This is a genomic window from Timaviella obliquedivisa GSE-PSE-MK23-08B (assembly GCA_019358855.1).
GTDB classification, from domain to species: domain Bacteria; phylum Cyanobacteriota; class Cyanobacteriia; order Elainellales; family Elainellaceae; genus Timaviella; species Timaviella obliquedivisa.
This window is the reverse complement of record JAHHII010000015.1, coordinates 73,363-92,220: the sequence shown is the minus strand read 5'-3', so window position 1 is coordinate 92,220 and position 18,858 is coordinate 73,363. Positions and strand designations below refer to the sequence as shown.

The 18,858-nt window shown below is 47.8% G+C and carries 13 protein-coding genes and 1 pseudogene; 7 read left to right on the top strand and 7 right to left on the bottom strand.

What is annotated here, in order from left to right:
* Positions 1-135: 135 nt before the first annotated feature.
* The gene (locus KME11_20145; GenBank protein MBW4517522.1) at positions 136-480 is read right to left on the bottom strand and encodes a rhodanese-related sulfurtransferase; all 345 of its coding nucleotides are present in this window, start codon (positions 478-480) and stop codon (positions 136-138) included.
* Positions 481-740: 260 nt separating this feature from the next.
* On the opposite strand from KME11_20145, the gene KME11_20140 reads away from it, so the two are divergent.
* Positions 741-905 (top strand): hypothetical protein, encoded by a 165-nt coding sequence (locus tag KME11_20140; GenBank protein MBW4517521.1) that lies wholly within the window; start codon positions 741-743, stop codon positions 903-905.
* Positions 906-961: 56 nt separating this feature from the next.
* On the opposite strand, the gene KME11_20135 is transcribed toward KME11_20140, so the two are convergent.
* Positions 962-2,179: a tetratricopeptide repeat protein gene (locus KME11_20135; GenBank protein MBW4517520.1), complete on the bottom strand. Its 1,218-nt coding sequence runs from the start codon at positions 2,177-2,179 to the stop codon at positions 962-964.
* A 173-nt stretch (positions 2,180-2,352) separates the two neighbouring features.
* Between KME11_20135 and purD the strand changes: the two genes are divergently transcribed.
* From purD to KME11_20120, 3 genes are all read left to right on the top strand, one after another.
* Positions 2,353-3,627, top strand: a complete 1,275-nt coding sequence (gene purD, locus KME11_20130) for a phosphoribosylamine--glycine ligase (GenBank protein ID MBW4517519.1) — start codon at positions 2,353-2,355, stop codon at positions 3,625-3,627.
* 200 nt (positions 3,628-3,827) lie between these two features.
* Positions 3,828-5,828, top strand: a complete 2,001-nt coding sequence (locus KME11_20125) for a HAMP domain-containing protein (protein MBW4517518.1) — start codon at positions 3,828-3,830, stop codon at positions 5,826-5,828.
* 99 nt (positions 5,829-5,927) lie between these two features.
* Entirely contained in the window at positions 5,928-6,974 is a 1,047-nt protein-coding gene (locus KME11_20120) for a zinc-dependent dehydrogenase (GenBank protein ID MBW4517517.1), read from the top strand.
* 50 nt (positions 6,975-7,024) lie between these two features.
* On the opposite strand, the pseudogene KME11_20115 reads toward KME11_20120, so the two are convergent.
* The 5 genes and pseudogenes from KME11_20115 to KME11_20095 form a co-directional block, all read right to left on the bottom strand.
* Positions 7,025-7,672: pseudogene (locus KME11_20115) on the bottom strand (Uma2 family endonuclease).
* A gap of 412 nt (positions 7,673-8,084) precedes the next feature.
* The gene (locus KME11_20110) at positions 8,085-12,005 is read right to left on the bottom strand and encodes a putative Ig domain-containing protein (GenBank protein MBW4517516.1); all 3,921 of its coding nucleotides are present in this window, start codon (positions 12,003-12,005) and stop codon (positions 8,085-8,087) included.
* A gap of 194 nt (positions 12,006-12,199) precedes the next feature.
* Complete coding sequence (locus KME11_20105; protein MBW4517515.1) at positions 12,200-12,814, bottom strand: pseudouridine synthase; 615 nt, start codon at positions 12,812-12,814, stop codon at positions 12,200-12,202.
* A gap of 248 nt (positions 12,815-13,062) precedes the next feature.
* Complete coding sequence (locus KME11_20100) at positions 13,063-14,199, bottom strand: GHKL domain-containing protein (protein ID MBW4517514.1); 1,137 nt, start codon at positions 14,197-14,199, stop codon at positions 13,063-13,065.
* A 759-nt stretch (positions 14,200-14,958) separates the two neighbouring features.
* The gene (locus KME11_20095; protein ID MBW4517513.1) at positions 14,959-15,840 is read right to left on the bottom strand and encodes a transporter substrate-binding domain-containing protein; all 882 of its coding nucleotides are present in this window, start codon (positions 15,838-15,840) and stop codon (positions 14,959-14,961) included.
* 480 nt (positions 15,841-16,320) lie between these two features.
* On the opposite strand from KME11_20095, the gene KME11_20090 reads away from it, so the two are divergent.
* The 3 genes from KME11_20090 (at position 16,321) to KME11_20080 (ending at position 18,763) form a co-directional block, all read left to right on the top strand.
* Positions 16,321-16,626 (top strand): hypothetical protein, encoded by a 306-nt coding sequence (locus KME11_20090; GenBank protein MBW4517512.1) that lies wholly within the window; start codon positions 16,321-16,323, stop codon positions 16,624-16,626.
* Positions 16,627-16,751: 125 nt separating this feature from the next.
* Positions 16,752-18,536, top strand: coding sequence for a S8 family peptidase (locus KME11_20085; protein MBW4517511.1), 1,785 nt, complete (start codon positions 16,752-16,754; stop codon positions 18,534-18,536).
* The gene (locus KME11_20080) at positions 18,533-18,763 is read left to right on the top strand and encodes a hypothetical protein (GenBank protein MBW4517510.1); all 231 of its coding nucleotides are present in this window, start codon (positions 18,533-18,535) and stop codon (positions 18,761-18,763) included. Before KME11_20085 ends, KME11_20080 begins: the two co-directional genes overlap by 4 nt.
* Positions 18,764-18,858 lie beyond the last annotated feature (95 nt).

Here is an 18,858-nt window from a genome sequence, read left to right as displayed (position 1 = left end):
CAGTAGTCAGATTGCTGGGATATGCTTTACTCATATTGCTTTCTCGGTGCTGCGTGCTTTCTATTCGCAGCTTACACTGAGAGAGCTTTTTTACCGACTAGCTGACTTTTCAAACATCCTCTTAGTCTGACATCTTTAATACCGAGGCACCCTAGAGTCTACTCGGGCAGCGTATTCTTCAATGCCTCCAACAACATTGCTGACGTTCGTAAAACCTTGCTGCATCAGCCATTGGCACATTTGGGCAGAACGAATACCGTGATGACAGAGCACAATTGTTTCAGTATGTGGATCTAGCTCTGTCGCAATTTGCTCTGACCATTCGGCAAATTGGCTGAGGGGCAGGTTTGCAAAATTAGGAAGGCTGGCGATCGCCAATTCCTCAGGTTCGCGCACATCAATCATCTGAATTTTTTCCTCTGCTGCGATACAGTCAGCAAGTTTAGTGACGCTAATAGTTTTGAACGAAGATAAATTCATAGGAAAGCGACTAAAAAATGTGCAATCTAGAAGTCTATGTCATCAACTGACCAGAAAGCTAGATTGGTTCAACTCTCAAAGCAGACTGAGAGAGCTTTGATCCCTTGTTGATCGGCAGATGCACTAAGCTTTGTCACCTGTAGAAACACGGTTGCAAAATCGCTTCATGCTTTGACTTCCATCGAATCAGCCCGTAAAGTGCGGATGCAGGGTGACACCCCTTGTCGAATAATAGGCTCAAGTTATGAAGGGGTGAAATTATGGGCAAGCGATTCGTTCAAGCCGCAACTATTACTTGTATGCTTTTTCTGGTGATGAAAATTGGCTTAAACCCTTCTCCTCGGTACTCTTCAGGCTCGACCTTGCAAATCATCACAGATGACTCTGCCACTCTTTTCCCAGCATTAAAGGCGGTTTTTCAATAACTTCTAACTTTGTGGGATAGCCTAGACCGTTCTTCCACAAAATTTAAGCCAAGTACTTAAGGACTCACTTCTTGAAGTTGGGCTAGGAAATATCCCACCTTATATTTAAGCTGCTGAGCTAGCTGTAACCCTTGACGGAACGACGCAGCAGCCTGAGGATTGTTACCCTGAGTACGTTGAATTTGTCCAATTTGGTCATAGGTGTTCATAATGCCAAGCGTGTCGTAAGACTGTTGCTGCACGTCAAGCAGCAGTTGATAGACTACGAGTACGTCCTCTAGACGTGCTAGAGAGCGGTAGAGGCTGGCAAGGCGTTGTAGGGCTTCGCTGGCATAACCGTATTGTTGAATAGAGCGAGACACTGCAAAAGCTTCCTGATAGTTGGTCGCGGCAAGGTCGGGGCGTTGAGCCGCGAGGTAAGAGTCGCCCATTGCCATTTTTAAGCTAGGAATGAGGTTAAGTTCTTGCTTGCGGGTGTAGATATCGACCAATTTTTGCTGCATGGCGATCGCTTCATCAGGCTGCTCGTTCTCTTGGTAGAGTATTGCTAGCTTTTGTAAGTAAAGCTCTTCGGCGGCTCCATCGGCTTTCGTTCGAGCTAAGGCTAAAAGCTGTTTGTAGGCGGCGATCGCGTTGGGATAATCGAACCAAGACTGGTGCAAATCGCCTAGTGCTGTTAGTATTTTTTGCTGTTCGGGAATATTTTTTTGTTGCTGTGCTTGCGCTAATAACTGCTCGTAAAGAGCTACGGCTGGAGCCTGTGCCCGCATTTTTTGATACGCCTCAGCAATTTTCATCAGCAGATCGTAGTTGAGAGGAGTTTGCTGTTGCAGGTCTTGTTCTATGACTTGAAGCCGTTGGGTAATGACTCGCACCTCGGTTGTTTGGGTCTGGCTCCAGGCTATTTCACCAACTCGGCTTAAGGATTCTACTTCTTGGGCAGTGCCCAATACTCGTCGTAGACGCAATTCTCGGTTCCAAATCTCGAAAGCTCCCGGCAAATCTCCTGCACGAAACTTTGCCTCTGCTTGATTGCGTAGCTCGTCAGTTGCGGCGGCTAGAACGCTTTGCTCTTGAGGGCTAAGAGGGCGATCGATGACCATGACAGGCAGCAGGGGATCAGGCTCAGTCATTTCAAGGGGATTAACCGTTGCTTCTGGCTCGGGCGCAGCCAGCGTAGGGTAGCTCAAGACCCAGGACATACTAAGGGCTAAAAATGCAGCGCTTAACTGGCGTGTAGAATGGTTGAGACTAAGGGAAAAAAGGAAAGACATGGGGGAGGGACGCATAAATTTGAGCTCTTAACCTGTTGCTCTAAGTATTTCCCATTATTTTGTTTTTGACACTCCTTTCGGCAGTTATGACATAATAAATTGCATTTTTGTTTAAATCAGTCGTATTAGGCTGAGTCTGGTTTAAACAAACTTCACCAGAAGGCGGACGAAGCGTGAAAGTTTTGGTAGTTGGAAATGGTGGTCGAGAACACGCGCTTGCCTGGAAGTTGCTGCAATCTGTGCAGGTTCAAGAGGTGGTGTGTGTGCCGGGCAATGGAGGAACAGCAACGCTCAAGGGTTGCCACAACGTAGGAATGGGGGTGACAGATTTTGAGGGGATTGCTCGATTTGCCCTGGTAAATAACATTGCGTTGATTGTGGTTGGTCCTGAAGTGCCTTTGGCGGCTGGCATTACCGATTATTTGCAAGGGCAGGGCTTGACAGTATTTGGTCCGACTCAGGCGGGCGCTCAGATTGAGGCGAGTAAGGCTTGGGCAAAGGCGTTGATGCTGGAGGCAAAAATTCCGACGGCAAAGGCGGCGACGTTTAACAATGTGGCAGAAGCGATCGCCTATGCCAAAGACCAGGGTGCTCCAATTGTGGTCAAAGCTGATGGCTTGGCGGCTGGGAAAGGCGTGACGGTGGCGACGACATTGGCAGAGGCGATCGTGGCAATTGAGGCGGCATTTGGCGGCACCTTTGGTGAAGCGGGCAATCGGGTTGTGATTGAAGAATGGTTGCAAGGGCAAGAGGTTTCGGTGCTAGCCGTGACGGATGGCGTGACCATTCGCCCTTTGTTGCCTGCTCAAGACCATAAGCGAATTGGGGAGGGTGATACGGGCGCAAATACCGGGGGTATGGGGGCATATGCCCCGGCACCTCTGGTTACTCCCAAGCTAATGGAGCGTATTCAGCAGGAAGTACTGGAACCTGCGATCGCCACGCTGAACCAACGAGGTATTGACTACCGGGGTGTGCTGTATGCGGGGCTAATGATCACGCCAGAGGGTGAGCCTAAGGTCATTGAATTTAACTGTCGATTTGGTGATCCTGAAACCCAGGTAGTCATTCCGTTACTAGAAACGCCTTTAGAAATGGTGCTACTGGCTTGCGCTCAACAAAGGCTGGCGGACTTACCGCCGTTGATATGGAAGTCGGGGGCAGCGGCTTGCGTGGTGATGGCAGCGGGCGGATATCCAGAAGGGTACAAGAAAGGTGTGGCAATTCATGGCATCGACTCAGCAGAAGCCACTGGGGCAATGATATTTCAGGCAGGGACGAAGCTGAAGCAAAACCAGTGCGTTACCGATGGGGGACGAGTGCTGGGTGTAACAGCAGTTAAAGAAAGCTTTGCAGAGGCGATCGCTTCTGCCTATGCAGCGGTTAAATGTATTCAGTTTGACGAAATGTATTATCGTCAAGACATTGGACATCAGATTCGGTCTTAACGATTCGTTCGATAAGATAGAGTCACTGCCCTCACGAACGCTCACTATTGCCTAAATTCAATGGAACTCAGTGAAGATATCGGTAACGTCCAAAGTCCTTTGAGTCAACCCTTTTACTGAATCCCTTGTTAGACCTGCTGCATAAATTTCAACAGATTATTGTCCGCTGGTGGTCAGAATTTACCCTCCAGACTCGGCTGATGGCAGCGGCAACCTTAGTTGTATCGCTACTCATGAGCGGACTAACGTTCTGGGCAGTCAACTCAATTCAGGAAGACACTCGCCTTACTGACACTCGCTTTGGACGAGATTTAGGGCTATTGCTAGCGGCTAACGTTGCGCCTTTAGTTGGAACGGGCGATCGCACGGAGCTAGCGCGCTTCTCTCAAAGTTTCTTTGGCAGCACTTCTAGCGTTCGCTACATGCTCTACGCCGACGAAGATGGCAATATCTTTTTTGGAATTCCATTTTCCGAATCTGAGGTGCAAAACTCCTTGACCATTCGGCGACGGATGCAGCTACCCGAAAACTATGGCGAAAACTTAAGTGAACCCATGGTTCGGCAACACATGACCCCCGATGGTGAGGTCACCGATGTGTTTGTGCCCCTCCATCACGATGACCAATACTTAGGGGTAATGGCGATCGGCATTAATCCTAACCCCACCGTGGTCAACTCGTCTCATTTAACGCGGGATGTGACAATCGCGGTGTTCGTGTCAATTTGGGTCATGGTAATTTTGGGGGCAGTGTTTAATGCCTTGACGATTACCCAGCCCATTAAAGAGCTACTGCTAGGCGTTAAAAATATTGCCGCTGGAAACTTTAAGCAGCGCATTGATTTGCCGTTGGGTGGAGAATTGGCAGAGTTAATTCTCAACTTTAACGAAATGGCAGAGCGCCTGGAAACCTATGACGAGCAAAACATTGAGGAGTTGACCGCAGAAAAAGCAAAGCTAGAAACATTGGTGGCAACGATCGCCGATGGAGCCGTTTTGCTCGATACCGACATGCGGGTCATTTTGACCAACCCCACCGCACGTAGTCTTTTTGGTTGGGAAAATGCCCAGGTGGTTGGCGAAAATGTGCTTTATCATCTACCCGATTCCGTCAAAATTGAGTTGACCCGTCCGCTTTACCAAATGGCTTCGGGCAAGCCTCCTGTCGAATTCCGTGAGGGTGCCGAGTTCCGCTTGTTTTTGCCCGAGCCGACCAATCGCACCGTACGAATTTTGTTGACAACGGTGTTAGATCAATATCGTGAAACCGTTAAAGGGGTAGCAATCACAATTCAAGATATTACCCGTGAGGTTGAGCTTAACGAAGCGAAGAGTCAGTTCATCAGCAATGTTTCCCACGAATTGCGCACGCCGTTGTTCAACATTAAGTCGTTCATTGAAACGCTGCATGAATATGGAGAAGATTTAACTGAACAGGAAAAGCGCGAATTTTTGGACACTGCTAACCGAGAAACCGATCGCCTGACTCGTTTAGTGAACGATGTATTAGATCTCTCTAAGCTAGAGTCTAATAAGCGTTACGCCTTGGAGGCTGTTGAGATTATCCAGCCCATTGAGCAGACCATTCGCACCCACCGACTGAACGCGCGGGACAAAGAGATTGAACTGGTGCAAGAAGTTGAAGCCGATCTTCCCTCTGTATTAGGCAACTATGATTTGCTGGTGCAGGTTTTTTCTAACCTCATTGGCAATGGCTTAAAGTTCACTCAGCCGGGTGGTAAAGTGTCGCTGCGGGCATACCTGCTTGATCCGGTCGGTGATCAATCACCTAGCTACGTGCGCGTAGAAGTTGCAGATACAGGCATTGGCATTGATCCAGAAGATCAAAAGGCAATTTTCGATCGCTTTTTTCGCGTTGAGAACCGAGTGCATACGTTAGAAGGAACGGGTTTGGGATTGTCGATTGTCCAAAATATTGTGAAAAAGCATCACAGTGAAGTGCATTTAGTTAGTGAAGAGGGAGTAGGCACGACTTTCTGGTTTGACTTGGCAGTATTTCAAGATGATGTTGGGCAAGATCATGCTGAACAAGATTTTACTGGACAAAACCACATTCAACATGATCTTTTTGAAACGATCGCCATGATGGCGGATGAGGCAACTGAAGAGGCAGAGACGGAGACATTAGAGGTCGTCAGCGATCGTCATAGCAGAAGCCGCGATGCTGGGGACGACTCATGAAACCTAGCCTCAATCATCCTTATCGCTTTCATTTTTGTTGCCTTAAAAGATGCCCACAGATACGGTAAAGTCATCCTTGGAAGCACAGGAGGATGATTTATGAAAGCACAGGTTTTTCGAGGCGTTAACCAACTCAGCTACGAGGAAGTGCCCAAACCAGACCTTGGCGTTGATGAAGTGCTGGTGCAGGTTAAAGTGGTTGGGCTTTGTCAGTCAGATATTAAAAAAATTCGCTATCCCCTGTATGAGCCACCCCGAATTTTTGGACATGAAACAGCCGGGGCGATCGCGGCTGTGGGCGCTGATGTTAAAAACTGGCAGGTTGGGCAACGTGTTGTTGTGATGCATCATATTCCTTGTATGCATTGCGGTTATTGCCTCAACGAAAACTTTTCTATGTGTGATGTTTATAAAAATGTCACTACTACAGCAGGCTTTTCTCCTGCTGGCGGTGGTTTTGCTGAATATGTTAAGGTGCCGGGTCACATTGTCGAACACGGCGGCTTGATTCCTATTCCTGATAATATTACCGATGAGCAAGCCAGTTTTGTAGAGCCGACGAACTGCTGCTTGAAAGCCGTTAAGAAAGCGCAGATTGCGCCGGGACAAACTGTGCTGGTTACAGGGGCAGGACCGATCGGCTTAATGTTTGTTATGTTGATCAAATACTTTGGGGGACGGGCGATCGCCACTGATCTCATTCCTTCTCGCATGGAAAAAGCGCTGAGTGTGGGAGCCGAAGCCGCCTTTGATGCCCGCGATCCGGAGCTATCAGCAAAAATTGCGGCGCTGACTCAAGGCATGGGGGTAGACACTGCAATTTTAGCGGTGCCCAGCGACAAAGCTTTTTTTCAGGCGCTCGACTGTACGCGCAAAGGTGGCAAGATTCTGTTTTTTGCCGAGTTTCCTGATGAACTCGAAATTCCTATCAATCCCAACATTCTTTACCGTCGAGAGATTGATTTGATGGGCAGCTATAGTTCTTCGTTTAAGGTGCAAAATTTAGCGGCTGATATTGTATTTAGTCAGCGAATTGACGTGGATGCTTTGGTAAGCGATCGCTATCCCTTGAGCGACTTGGCGGCAGCAGTAGAACGGGCAGTCGCCCCAACACCAGAGACGCTGAAGATTTTGATTTATCCTTAAGGAGAAAGTTGACGGGTAAACACCTGATGCTCATCAGAATTCAAGCCTGCTTACAAAACTGATAAAACTTGAGGCATATTGTTTTCTAGCATAGCGTTGACCTGAAGCCACAATCCTGGAAAAACTTGACTGCGAATCACGCCGTTTTCGTCGGCTAGCAGCGACACATAATCACCATTTTGTAGGCTGAACCAGTCAATGCGGCGATCGAAAACTTGCCAGACTAAATACTCTTTGACCCCGTTGCGACGATAAGCCCGTTTCTTATCACCTAAATCAATTGAGGCGCTACTCGCTGCGACTTCTACCGCCAATTCGGGTGCGCCTTCAATGTAGCCATCTTCTCCAATAAAGGTTTGTCCGCCTGCACTGGCATCAATTAAAAGAATTGCGTCGGGCTGAGGTTGATTGTCGAGGTCAAGGTGCACGGTAGGATTGTCACCTAACTTGACCTTGGGGGTTGCTACTTTATAGGTTCCCAACCAAATGATTAAATCTGCATGGGGTTCAGCATGGGTTTCAAAACTTAGAGGCGATGCTATGTAGACGATTCCTTCGATGAGTTCGGCTTTTTTGACATGGGGCATTTGCTAGTATCGCCGCTCAAACTCGTGGGAAATAAGGCGATCGCCATTTTCTAGAGGCGGCAAAGGTGGGTGTAGCGGGGGCAAATGGGATTGGGAAGGAAAAACTGTCATGACGCTCAAAGCTTGAGGATTTTACTATGTTAGGGCAAAGCTCTTGCCTAAGGCAGGAACTCTAAATCAGCCTAAGGGAGTTGCGTGAAAATAAAACACCAGTGAAATGCATTGACTTTTCAGCCCCCTAAATCCCCTATTCTGGAGGACGTTGAAAAGTTCGGAAGTCCTGCCCCAGAATGGAGGATTTAGGGGGCGGTTCGGGGCGTTATTTAATTGCAACTCCCTAAATATCATTAACTGACCAAGACTAGCTGACCTCAAGTCAATAGGCTAAGCTATCGACAACTCTCGCCCATGCTGGTAGGGCTGATTGACCAACGTACAGGCGGCTGGACAATCGTGCCTAAAGTTAGACCTCCGGCACCTGTGAGATGTCGGAGGTCTGGCGATGCTACGGAATTGACTTAGGTTAGACCTTGGTAAAGTCCTTAGGCGTAATTTGGTCAGACTGAACGCCTACCAGTACCGCCAATTCATCTTTGCCAAAGCTAACAACCGTGTTGCGCCCCTTCTGAGAAATGCCCAATTTATTCAGTTTCATTCCTGGAACTGCCAAGAAATCAAGACCATTTTTAAAGTCTTGAATAATATCAAAACCCTTGCCTTTTTCCAAGACAAAGATATCTTTGCCTTTACCGCCGAACAACTTGTCGTTGCCTTTGCCACCGAACAACTTGTCGTTGCCGCCGCCGCCTTTAAGGATATCGTTACTGCTGCCACCTATCAAAGTTTCGTTTTTGCTGGTTCCTATCAAGCGATCGCGTCCTTCTGTTCCCCTAATGGTGAGATCATCTCCTACCCCTTTGATCGGTGTTACAGAAATACCCGGAGTGGTAGGAGTACCTGAAATAACAGGCGTACCCGGAGTGCCAGATGGAACAGGAGTCACGACTGCATTGACCTTTAGGTTAAAAACGTCAGACACCGCTACACCTGCTCCATCTGTTGCGGTTACTTTAACGTTAATTGCTCCTGCCTGAGCATTGGTAGGCTTGCCTGAAAATGTCTGAGTAGTGGCATTAAAACTGAGCCAAGTTGGTAGCGCACCGCCGCTATCAAGCTGAGCCGTGAACGTCAGGGAATCACCGGGGTCAACGCTGCTGAACGTGTTGGCAGCAAGGGCAAAGTTGAAATCACTGTTAGCATTAATCATCTGGTCAGCGATCGCGCTTGTGACTGTGGGCGCAGTATTAGCAGTCACCACCAAGTCAAACGCATCGCTGACAATGCCACCATTACCATCATTGGCAGTCACAATAATATTGGCGCTGGTTCCAATCTCTGTAGGTATTCCAGACAAAATACCAGTGGTGCCATTCAGGATCAAACCAGTAGGCAATCCGGTCACTTCATAGGTTAGGCTGTCACCCAGATCAATGTCTGCAAAGTTGCTGCTAAGATTTAAGCTTAGCGGCACGTTCTGAGTAATAGTGCGATCGGCAATCGGTGTTGAGACTATAGGATCATCGTTCGTGTTAGCGGTATTAATAGCAAAAATATCGGTGGCTTTACCGCCATTACTGTCAGTGGCAGTAATCGTTACATCTTTAGCACCGACAGCGGCATTAGTCAGCGTACCACTAATGATGCCTGTGATAGTATTAATGCTTAATCCATCAGGTAAACCTTGTGCTGTGTAGGACAGTGTGTCACCAGTGTCAACATCGGTAAAGTTGCCGCTGATATCAAATATAAAATCTGTTTCTTCAGTGGCAGGGCGATCGGGAATAGGGTTTACTACGGTGGGTGCATCATTAGTGTTAGTAATTGTCAGAGTGAAGATATCACTGGCAGTACCGCCATCGCCATCATCAGCAACTACAGTAATGCTGCGAGTGCCCACACCGTCATTAGTAGCAGCTCCGCTAATCACGCCTGTGGTAGGATCAATCTCCACTCCTTCCGGTAAACCCGCAGCAGAAAAGGCAAGGCTGTCGCCCAGATCAATATCAGCAAAGTTGCCGCTAATGTTTAAGCTGAAGGGTGTGTCTTCGATTACAGTTTTATCGCCGATCGCCATTTTTACGTTTGGATCATCATTGGTGTCGATTACTGTTAAAGCAAAAGTGCCGTTGACCGTTCCTCCTTTGCCATCATTCGCGGTCACGGTAACGTTCTTTGTTCCGACAGCGGCATTAGTTGGTGAGCCGCTAATGGTTCCCGTAGCGTTGTCAAAGGTTAGACCATCGGGCAACGCTGTAGCAGAGAAAGTCAGCGTGTCGCCATTATCGGGGTCAGCGAAGTTACCGCTAATATTGAGCGTGAAGGGACTGTCTTCTATGGCAGCTTGAGGTGGTAAAGGCTCTGTCAACGTGGGAGCATCGTTCGTATTAGCAACCGTTAATGTAAATGTGCTGTTAACCGTTCCGCCGTTGCCATCTGAAGCAGTGATAGTGATGCTGTTGGCACCAACTGCGGCGTTTGTAGCAATGCCACTAATTACGCCTGTGCTTGCATCGATCGATAAGCCCACAGGCAACCCACTGGCAAAATAATTCAGGGTGTCAACTGTATCAACATCGGTAAAATTAGTTTTAATTGACATACTGAAGAATACATCTTCAGTAGCGCTTTGGTTGGCAATCGGTGTGACGACAGTCGGTACATCATTCGTGTTAGCAATGGCGATCGCAAATGTATCGCTTACTGTTCCCCCTTTATTATCGTTGGCGGTAACAGTGATGTTCTTAACCCCGACTGCATCGTTAGTGGGTGTGCCGCTAATGACTCCTGTTACAGGGTCAATAACTAAGCCTGCTGGCAAACTTGCTGCAGAAAAAGTCAGCGTATCACCCGCGTCAACGTCTGTAAAACTACTACTGGTGCTAACTGTAAAGAATGAGTCTTCAGTTGCGGTCTGGTCGGGAATAGGCTCGGCGATCGTGGGTGCATCATTCGTGTTAATAACAGTCAACACGAAGGTATCGCTAACCGTCCCACCGTTGCCGTCATTGGCGGTAATGGTAATGGTATTAGCGCCCACATTAGAATTAGTTGGAACGCCGTTAAGTACGCCTGTTGTGGGATTGAGCGTTAATCCAGTAGGTAGACCCGTTGCCCCGAAAGTCAGCGTATCTCCCCCATCTACATCGGCAAAGTTACCGCGAATGTTCATGCTAAACAGCGCGTCTTCTGTCGCAGTGCGATCGGGAATGGGTGTTGATACAGTGGGAGCATCGTTCGTGTTCAACACCGTTAAGGTAAATGTATCACTGACGTTACCACCTTTGCCATCATTGGCGGTTACAGTAATGTTCCGTGAGCCTACAGCATTATTGGTAGGACTGCCGCTAATAATGCCACTCATCGGGTTAATACTTAATCCGTCAGGCAGTCCGATCGCCGTGTAGGTAAGAGTATCTCCAGCATCAATATCGCTGAAATAGGAGGTGATGTTGAGACTGAACGAATTATCTTCGGTTGCTGTTGTATCTGGAATTAGGTTGACAACAACAGGTGTGTCATTCGTGTTCGTTACTGTTAAAATAAAGGTATTGCTAACGGTACCACCGTTGCCGTCATTAGCAGTAATAATAATCGTGTTGTTGCCAACAGCGGCATTGGTTGGCGTGCCGCTAATGACTCCATTACTAGCAATGCTTAAGCCAGTAGGCAAACCTGTTGCAGTAAAGGTCAGGCTATTGCCAACATCTATATCAGCAAAATTGCTGCGAATATTGGTACTGAAAAAAGTGTCTTCATTAATGCTGCGATCGGCGATCGGGGTGGTAACTGTTGGGGCATCGTTGGTGTTCTCAACCGTTAGCATAAACGTACTGCTAACGGTGCCGCCTTTGCCATCATTAGCTGTAACGGTGACGTTCTTAGTTCCTACCGCTGCATTGGTGGCTGTACCGCTAATCACTCCAGTGCTGGCACTTATGGTCAAGCCATCTGGCAACCCAGTTGCCGAAAAGGTTAGGGTATCCCCAGCATCAATATCGCTGAAATTGGGTTTGGTGTTGAGGGTATACGCAATATCTTCAGTGGCAACGCTGTTAGGAATAGGCGTAGTAACGGTAGGAGCATCATTGGAGTTATTAACGGTAATCACAAATGTATCGGTAACACTACCCCCATTACCATCACTGGCTATAACAGTAATGGTGTAGTCAGGAACAGCAGGGTTAGTGGGAATGCCATCAATAACTCCTGTCGCAGAGTTTAGGGTTAATCCGTTGGGTAGAGGAGTGGCTGGATCTAGGGTGAAAGTCAGCGTATCACCATCCACGTCTCTAAAGTTGTTTTTGATGTTCATGCCAAACAGAACATCTTCGTTGGCAACTTGATCAGCAATCGGTGTAAACACAGTTGGGCTGCTATTTGGCATGACAGATGATTCCTTGAGAAGTCAGGATTGAGTGGCTAATTTGAAGTGTTCCCAAAATCGCTGACAACTTATGCTACGAAGGACTGAAAAAGCTCTGACTAAGGCTAATGCCCCTTTAAAGCAATGCAAGTGCGAGAATTTGCAAAGGGACGCTTTGAAGAACGGCATTGCTTAATTTAGCAATGCCTGAAAAACTAACGAGCATTGCCTGAGAATTTGAGCAACGGTTTCATTTCTGCATCTGTAATTTCTCGCCATTGTCCTGGCTCTAGTCCGTCTAAGCGAAGATGCGCGATCGCCACTCGTACCAACCGCAGCGTTGGAAATCCTACTGCCGCAGTCATCCGCCTCACCTGTCGATTTTTCCCTTCTGTCAATATTATTTCTAGCCATGCGGTCGGAATTGCCTTCCGTACCCGAATGGGTGGATTACGCGGCGGCAAATCAGGTTCATCTTTTAATAACCGCACTTGAGATGGGCGAGTGCGATAGGTTTGAATAGTTACACCTTGGCGAAGCTCTTGTAATGCTGCTTCGTCGGGGATGCGTTCGACTTGTACCCAGTAGGTTTTAGAATGCTCGAATTTTGGATCACTGAGCCGATGCTGCACTCGTCCATTGTTTGTTAACAGCAACAACCCTTCACTGTCTTGATCCAATCGCCCGACCGCATAAACTTCTGGGATAGCAATGTAGTCCTTAAGGGTCTGACGCGCTTTTTGAGATACCCGTAAGGGATCAATGCCTTCTTGGGTAAATTGGCAGAGGACGTTGTAGGGCTTGTGAAAAAGAATATGGCGATCGGGCATGAATGGGTATAGAAAGATATTGCAACGACTTTTTAATGACAGTTAACAAACAATTCTATCTCTGTAGCAACACTTTAGTAATTGATCCATCTCTTTATAAATTAAGAGCTAGGTTTTTATCGCCCTCAATGATATCTCTACCTGATTACTTATCCTGATTACTTATGAGTTCTTGATTGACCTTTGCTGTAAAGCGAGTTGAACCTCTAATGAATCGCTGTGTTTGTAGCTGGTAAAAGCACCTGAGTTCATTCTTCCGCATTCCTTCGTTGCTTAACTGGAATCTTAACTGAAAAAGTGGTTCCTTTCCCGATCGTGGAGTCGCACCAGATAAGACCCTGATGCTTTTCAACAATAATTTGATAACTAATAGACATGCCCATTCCGGTGCCTTTGCCCACAGGTTTTGTCGTAAAGAACGGATCAAAGATGCGCTGCTGCACTTCTTGTGCCATGCCCATGCCGTTGTCAATAATGCAAATCGTGACATGGTTAGAATCTGACCGCTGAGTCATGATTTGAATAGTACTGCTCTGATGTCCTTGAGATTCTAAAGCATCTAGAGCATTGCTCAAGATATTCATAAAAACCTGATTGAGTTGACCTGGATAGCACTCCACTAGAGGTAAGTCACCGTATTTTTTGATAATCTCCACCTCGGCACGACCCGTGACTTTGAAGCGATGTTGCAGAATGAGTAAGGTGCTATCGATGCCTTCATGGATATCAACCGGCTTAACCTCTGCCTCGTCAAGACGCGAGAAATTTCGCAGCGACAAGACAATCTGCCGAACGCGATCGGCACCCATCCGCATTGAAGCAAAAACTTTAGGCAAGTCTTCTGCTAAAAAATTCACATCAATCTCGGCTTCGTGTTCTCTGACTTGAGCAGGCGGAGTAGGAGAATACTCCTGATAAAGCTGAAGGAGTTTGAGTAAGTCTTGGGTGTATTCATGGGCACAGGTGATGTTGCCTGTAATAAAATTTACGGGATTATTAATTTCATGGGCTACCCCAGCGACTAAACTTCCTAGGGCAGACATTTTTTCGCTCTGAATGAGTCGAAGTTGTGACTGTTGCAGTTGCTCTAAGGTTGTCGATAGCTTGACAGTGCGTTCTAGGACACGTTCTTCTAAAAGTTCATTTGATTTTTTAAGTTGTCCTTGTTCGATCGCTTGCACTTGCCAAAGCACTGCAATCATTGCTGCTGCGAGTCCGGCGATCGCCACAGCAATTACATCAAGGGCTTGTAGTTGGGATTCTAAGTTTTCGCGAGGAATCACCAGCGCCACTGACCAATCGGCTTCTTTAATGGGTAGGTAAGCCACATACTTCCAGACCCCATCTAGAAGCAACAATTCAATTCCCTGTTGCCGATTCATCATGCGACGGGCGATCGCTGCCAGGTTGCGATCGCTAGACTCTACCATTTTGGGAGTCAATTTTCCTATCGTCATCAGCAGCGCTGGATTAGGATGGGCGATCGCTTCCCCCATCGAATTAATGGCAAACGCATAGCTATTGTCGCCATACTTAATGCTACTCACGACCTGTGCAATGCGATCTAGGCGCACCAAGCTATGAATTTCTCCGCTTGGAGAACTGGTCGTGTCAAACGTTTGGCGAATTGGGGCAGCAACTGCAATAGTCGGAATTCGGGTAGACCGACTGATTAAAGGATCGCTGACGTTGGTACGTCCTGCCATTGCCTTTTGAAAGAACTTGCGATCGCTGATATTGATGGGACTGCTGCCGCTGGCATTGCGCCAACCATCCGGCGTGGCAATGGCGATCGAGTAGACATCGTTAAAGCGTAAAATCTCTGTTTTGAGGAAAGGCTCGGCATTCTCCCAGTTCATCGATTTTACAACGGCAGTATTCGCTAAAGTTTCAATATGTACCTTCAGAGCGGTAAGCCAATGTTCAATGTCATCGCCGCCTTGCTGCACTTCTAAGAAGGCATTTTTCTTTAAGCTTTCCAACATCACATTGCGAACAACTTGGTAGCTAGAATAAGCGCCCAAAGTTACGAGCAGCGTAGTGCTGCCGATCAACAGTCGCATCAAAAGATTACGCTGTGATTCAAAAGATTTCTTAAAGAATTGCATAGGAATTGCATAGAAGGTTCTGCTTGAGATAAATGCCTATTGAATAGGGCGATCTCCGGGTAAGAGCGGTTGAGTCGGTAAGTTCTCAAAGGAAATCTTGAGCCATTTTTCTTGAAGAGGCTTTAATTCACCTTGTTCTCGTTGGTTACTAAGGAAGCTGTTGAGCAAATCGAGGAGAGGTTGATTGCCTTTTTTGACTGCCCACCCAGCATAAGATTTGCGGCTCACGCGATCGCCCAATTCAAAAATGGCGGGCTTTTCATCTACTAATACGGACAGTGAGACAATATTGTGCAACACCGCATCTAATTGCCCGCTCAGTAAATCTTGATAAGCTGCTGCGAAGCCCGGATATTGCTTAATTTGCCCGATCGTGCCGCCTTGCTGCTTAAGTTTGGCTTCCAAATCAGGGACAGCTTCAAGAGAAGCTCCGCCCTGCTGGGCACCCAACGTTTTGCCTGAAAGATCACCCAGAGTTTTGATAGAGTTATCGTCTCTGCGGATGATGTAGGCGATCGTAGATTCGGCGATCGGTATTGTAAAGTCGAGCATTTTAGCTCGTTCATCGGTAATAACCGCTGCTGTCAGCGCTACATCATATTTTCCTTCTGCAACGCCAGGAAGAATGCCTTGCCAAGGTAAAATTTCCTGGCGAATCTCGAAGGGAACCACTTGTCTGAGGCGATCTAACAGCTCATGGTCAAAGCCTGTAGGCTTTCCATTGACCAAAAACTCGAAGGGTGGATAATCATCTTCGGTTGCAACCAGTAAATATCCACGTTTCTCAATTTGATTAAGCAGGTCGCTGCTGACATTTAGCGATGAGCGATTTTGAGACTGGTTCACGCAACCATGAGCTAGCGAAGCGAGTAGCGCACTCGCTCCAACCTGAAGAAAGAAACGTCTGTAGATGGGCATTGCTTTTAGGGATTGGAAACTCTCTCTAGAAGGTTCCCCGATTATTAATGATTTCCCCATTTTTAGAGAACAAGAATTTCAACGCAAATGAAACTGCTTAAGATGCAATTTAGTCTGTGAGGCTTCTACAAAACCTGTTGCCTGAAGTTGCTTGAGCAGGCAGCAGTCAATTGAGAAGACTGATGAGAAGACTGAGGACTGATTTTTCTACAGCATCTCCTTGACCACTTTTGTAGAGCTAGTCGTTTCCAGGAGGTCACTGCAAGTTGATGGCACTGCTGAGTAGTGAGTAGCATTTTAAGCTGGCGATCGCGGTTCGTTTAGTTCACTAGAAGAGAAAACAAAGGATCTCTATCCGGTTCAGGATTAATTTCTTGGATGATGGTTTTGGGACATAGTTAACTTTTCTCAAACTGTCGGATAGTGTTTTTCATAACGGTTTAAGCTGTTACTAAATAACCAAATCACTGGGGTAACTGTATGGACATGCAAAAGTATCGTGTGGCTTGCACTCTAACTTTTGGTGATATTTACGGTCAAATTATGGCTTGGCTAATTGTCATTTTTCTGAGCTTGGCTTCGGCGTTGGGGTTAATGGGCGCTAGCCGACCCGTGTATGCGTTGGCGACTGTAGGAATTATTTTGGTGTTATCTTTACCATTTTTGCTGTTTTCGTTTGTAACGACTTTGCTCAATCACATTGAATTTACCTCAGTTGATCAGGCAACCCAAGTTGCTCCATCTGACCCAGTGCCCATGCAAAAGCCTGCTCAAGCCGCAGGGTAATTTTAGAGATTGAGTAGGTAGACAAAGAACTTTAGCTATGGGCTCTTAAACGACACCAGATGGCGGTTTACTCCGCCACTTTTTTTATAAGCTAGGGTGATAAAGACCCTAGCCATGTTGAACCGATGAAAAGGCTACTGCTGATTGGATTATTTTTGACGGGATTATTTTGGGCGTTGCTGAGCCTCCAGAGCTTGGCAAATCGGGGAGAATATCAGTCAATTGTGTTGGATTTTCGGGAAGATTTAGCGACAGGGCAGTTGGAGCAAGAACTGGGAGCGATCGCCCAAACCTACGGCATTCAACCTGTTCCTAACAGCGTCTTTTCGCAGTCTGATCATCTCTATATTGTCGATGGCGACGCGGCATTGCTGAAGGCGCTTCGCCGCTCTCCGTTGCGGCAGTCTACCGAATCGATCGCCCCCAACTACATTTATCACGCCCTAGAAGTTCCCAATGACCCTGAATATCCTAAGCAGTGGAACTTTCGCAGCATCAATATTGAGGGTGCTTGGGATAATGCTAAAGGCAAGGGTGTAACAGTGGCAGTGATTGATACGGGGATCAGTCAGGTCACTGATCTCAAAGAGACAAAGTTTGTTAAAGGGTACGACTTTGTTAACGATCGCGTTGCTGCTGCCGATGATAATGGACACGGCACCCACGTTGCTGGAACGATCGCCCAATCGACCAATAATCAGTACGGCGTGGCTGGAATTGCCTACGAAGCCAGCTTGATGCCCCTTAAAGTGCTTAATGCTGAAGGCGGCGGCACTATTACCGACATTGCCGAAGCCATCCGCTATGCCGCAGACCAGGGCGCAGATGTGATTAACGTTAGCTTGGGCGGCAGTGGCGACAGTAGCGTGTTGCGAGGGGCGATCGATTACGCCTATCGGAAGGGTGTAGTCATCGTGGCAGCGGCGGGTAACTCCAACGGCAGTTCGGCGGCGTATCCCTCCCGTTATCCCCACGTAATTGCGGTGGCAGCGCTAGATGCCACTGGAGCCAGAGCGCCCTACTCTAACTTCGGTGCCGGGGTTGATATCTCTGCCCCAGGTGGCTTGACCCAAAACGATAATCCAGCCGGGGGAATTTTACAAAACACGATCGATCCTGAAACGGGAGCATCTGTATTTACCTCGCTCCAGGGAACCAGCATGGCATCTCCTCATGTGGCGGGAGTCGCAGCGCTAGTGAAATCAGCGGGAATTGATGATCCTGAGCAAATTGCTGAAGTGCTGAAAAAGTCGGCTCGAACCATGCCAGGAGATGAACTAAATCACTATGGAGCAGGACAACTGGATGCAACAGCAGCGGTTAAGCTGGCGCTCCAGGGGAACTTAAATGTGCGCCATTTCTTTGGGTGGCTGCGTGACAATGGCTACCTTAGCCTGAAGTTTTGGTTTGATGGCGGCGCGGTGGCGCTGGTGCCCAAAATTGTCATGGTGATTGGCTCCTACTTGCTGGCTTGGTTTCTACGGGTTTATGTGCCTGTTAGCTTGCCGCTCGTGGGTGGGCTAGTGATGGGCAGCACGGGGCTGTTTTTCTTCCAGGGTTTGTATATGTTTGATTTGCCGCAGTATCCGTTCCGCATTCTGGGCAGTTCTATTCCCGAGCTAGGCAGCGCGATTCAAGGGAGTGCGGCACTCAACCCACTTTTTGCCAGTGTGCTGATTCCTTTTGCCTTGGTGGCATTACTGCTCAGTTATGCCGGGTGGAAATGGTTCGCGGTCGGTTCGGCGTTAGGCGTTGCTGCTTGTTTGGCAGTGAGTGCGATCGCCGCTCCTGACGTGATGTGGTTAGGCGGTGGGGCGATCGCCCGTCTATTCCTCGCCCTCAACGCCCTACTCTGCTTTGGGCTAGCCACACTCTCCGCTAAAGCAATTTACGAAAGGACAGCAACATGAGCCTGACTGTAGAAGGAACCGTTCAGCGATCGCCCATGGGCACAGGCACATGGGCACTGGTCACCCGCGATGGCAACACCTACGAGATTTTGAAGGGTGCGCCGAGGGAATTGTTGCAGGCAGGCTTACAGGTCAAAGCTAAAGGGCAAGTGCGAGAAGATGTCATGACCATAGCAATGATTGGCCCTGTATTAGAAGTTAAAAGCTTCGAGGTAATTGAACCTTAGGGAGTTGCGTGAAAATAAAACCCCAATGGCATGCATTGACTTATCAGCCCCCTAAATCCCCCATTCTGGGGCAGGGACTTCCGAACCTGTCAAAG

What these genes read in the sequence shown, in the direction of transcription:
- KME11_20095 (MBW4517513.1), bottom strand. Translation starts at nt 15,840, where the DNA reads ATGCCCATCTACAGACGTTTCTTTCTTCAGGTTGGAGCGAGTGCGCTA.
- KME11_20140 (MBW4517521.1), top strand. Translation starts at nt 741, where the DNA reads ATGGGCAAGCGATTCGTTCAAGCCGCAACTATTACTTGTATGCTTTTT.
- KME11_20135 (MBW4517520.1), bottom strand. Translation starts at nt 2,179, where the DNA reads ATGTCTTTCCTTTTTTCCCTTAGTCTCAACCATTCTACACGCCAGTTA.
- KME11_20145 (MBW4517522.1), bottom strand. Translation starts at nt 480, where the DNA reads ATGAATTTATCTTCGTTCAAAACTATTAGCGTCACTAAACTTGCTGAC.
- KME11_20100 (MBW4517514.1), bottom strand. Translation starts at nt 14,199, where the DNA reads ATGATGAATCGGCAACAGGGAATTGAATTGTTGCTTCTAGATGGGGTC.
- KME11_20120 (MBW4517517.1), top strand. Translation starts at nt 5,928, where the DNA reads ATGAAAGCACAGGTTTTTCGAGGCGTTAACCAACTCAGCTACGAGGAA.
- KME11_20090 (MBW4517512.1), top strand. Translation starts at nt 16,321, where the DNA reads ATGGACATGCAAAAGTATCGTGTGGCTTGCACTCTAACTTTTGGTGAT.
- KME11_20105 (MBW4517515.1), bottom strand. Translation starts at nt 12,814, where the DNA reads ATGCCCGATCGCCATATTCTTTTTCACAAGCCCTACAACGTCCTCTGC.
- KME11_20125 (MBW4517518.1), top strand. Translation starts at nt 3,828, where the DNA reads ATGGCAGCGGCAACCTTAGTTGTATCGCTACTCATGAGCGGACTAACG.
- KME11_20110 (MBW4517516.1), bottom strand. Translation starts at nt 12,005, where the DNA reads ATGCCAAATAGCAGCCCAACTGTGTTTACACCGATTGCTGATCAAGTT.
- KME11_20080 (MBW4517510.1), top strand. Translation starts at nt 18,533, where the DNA reads ATGAGCCTGACTGTAGAAGGAACCGTTCAGCGATCGCCCATGGGCACA.
- KME11_20085 (MBW4517511.1), top strand. Translation starts at nt 16,752, where the DNA reads ATGAAAAGGCTACTGCTGATTGGATTATTTTTGACGGGATTATTTTGG.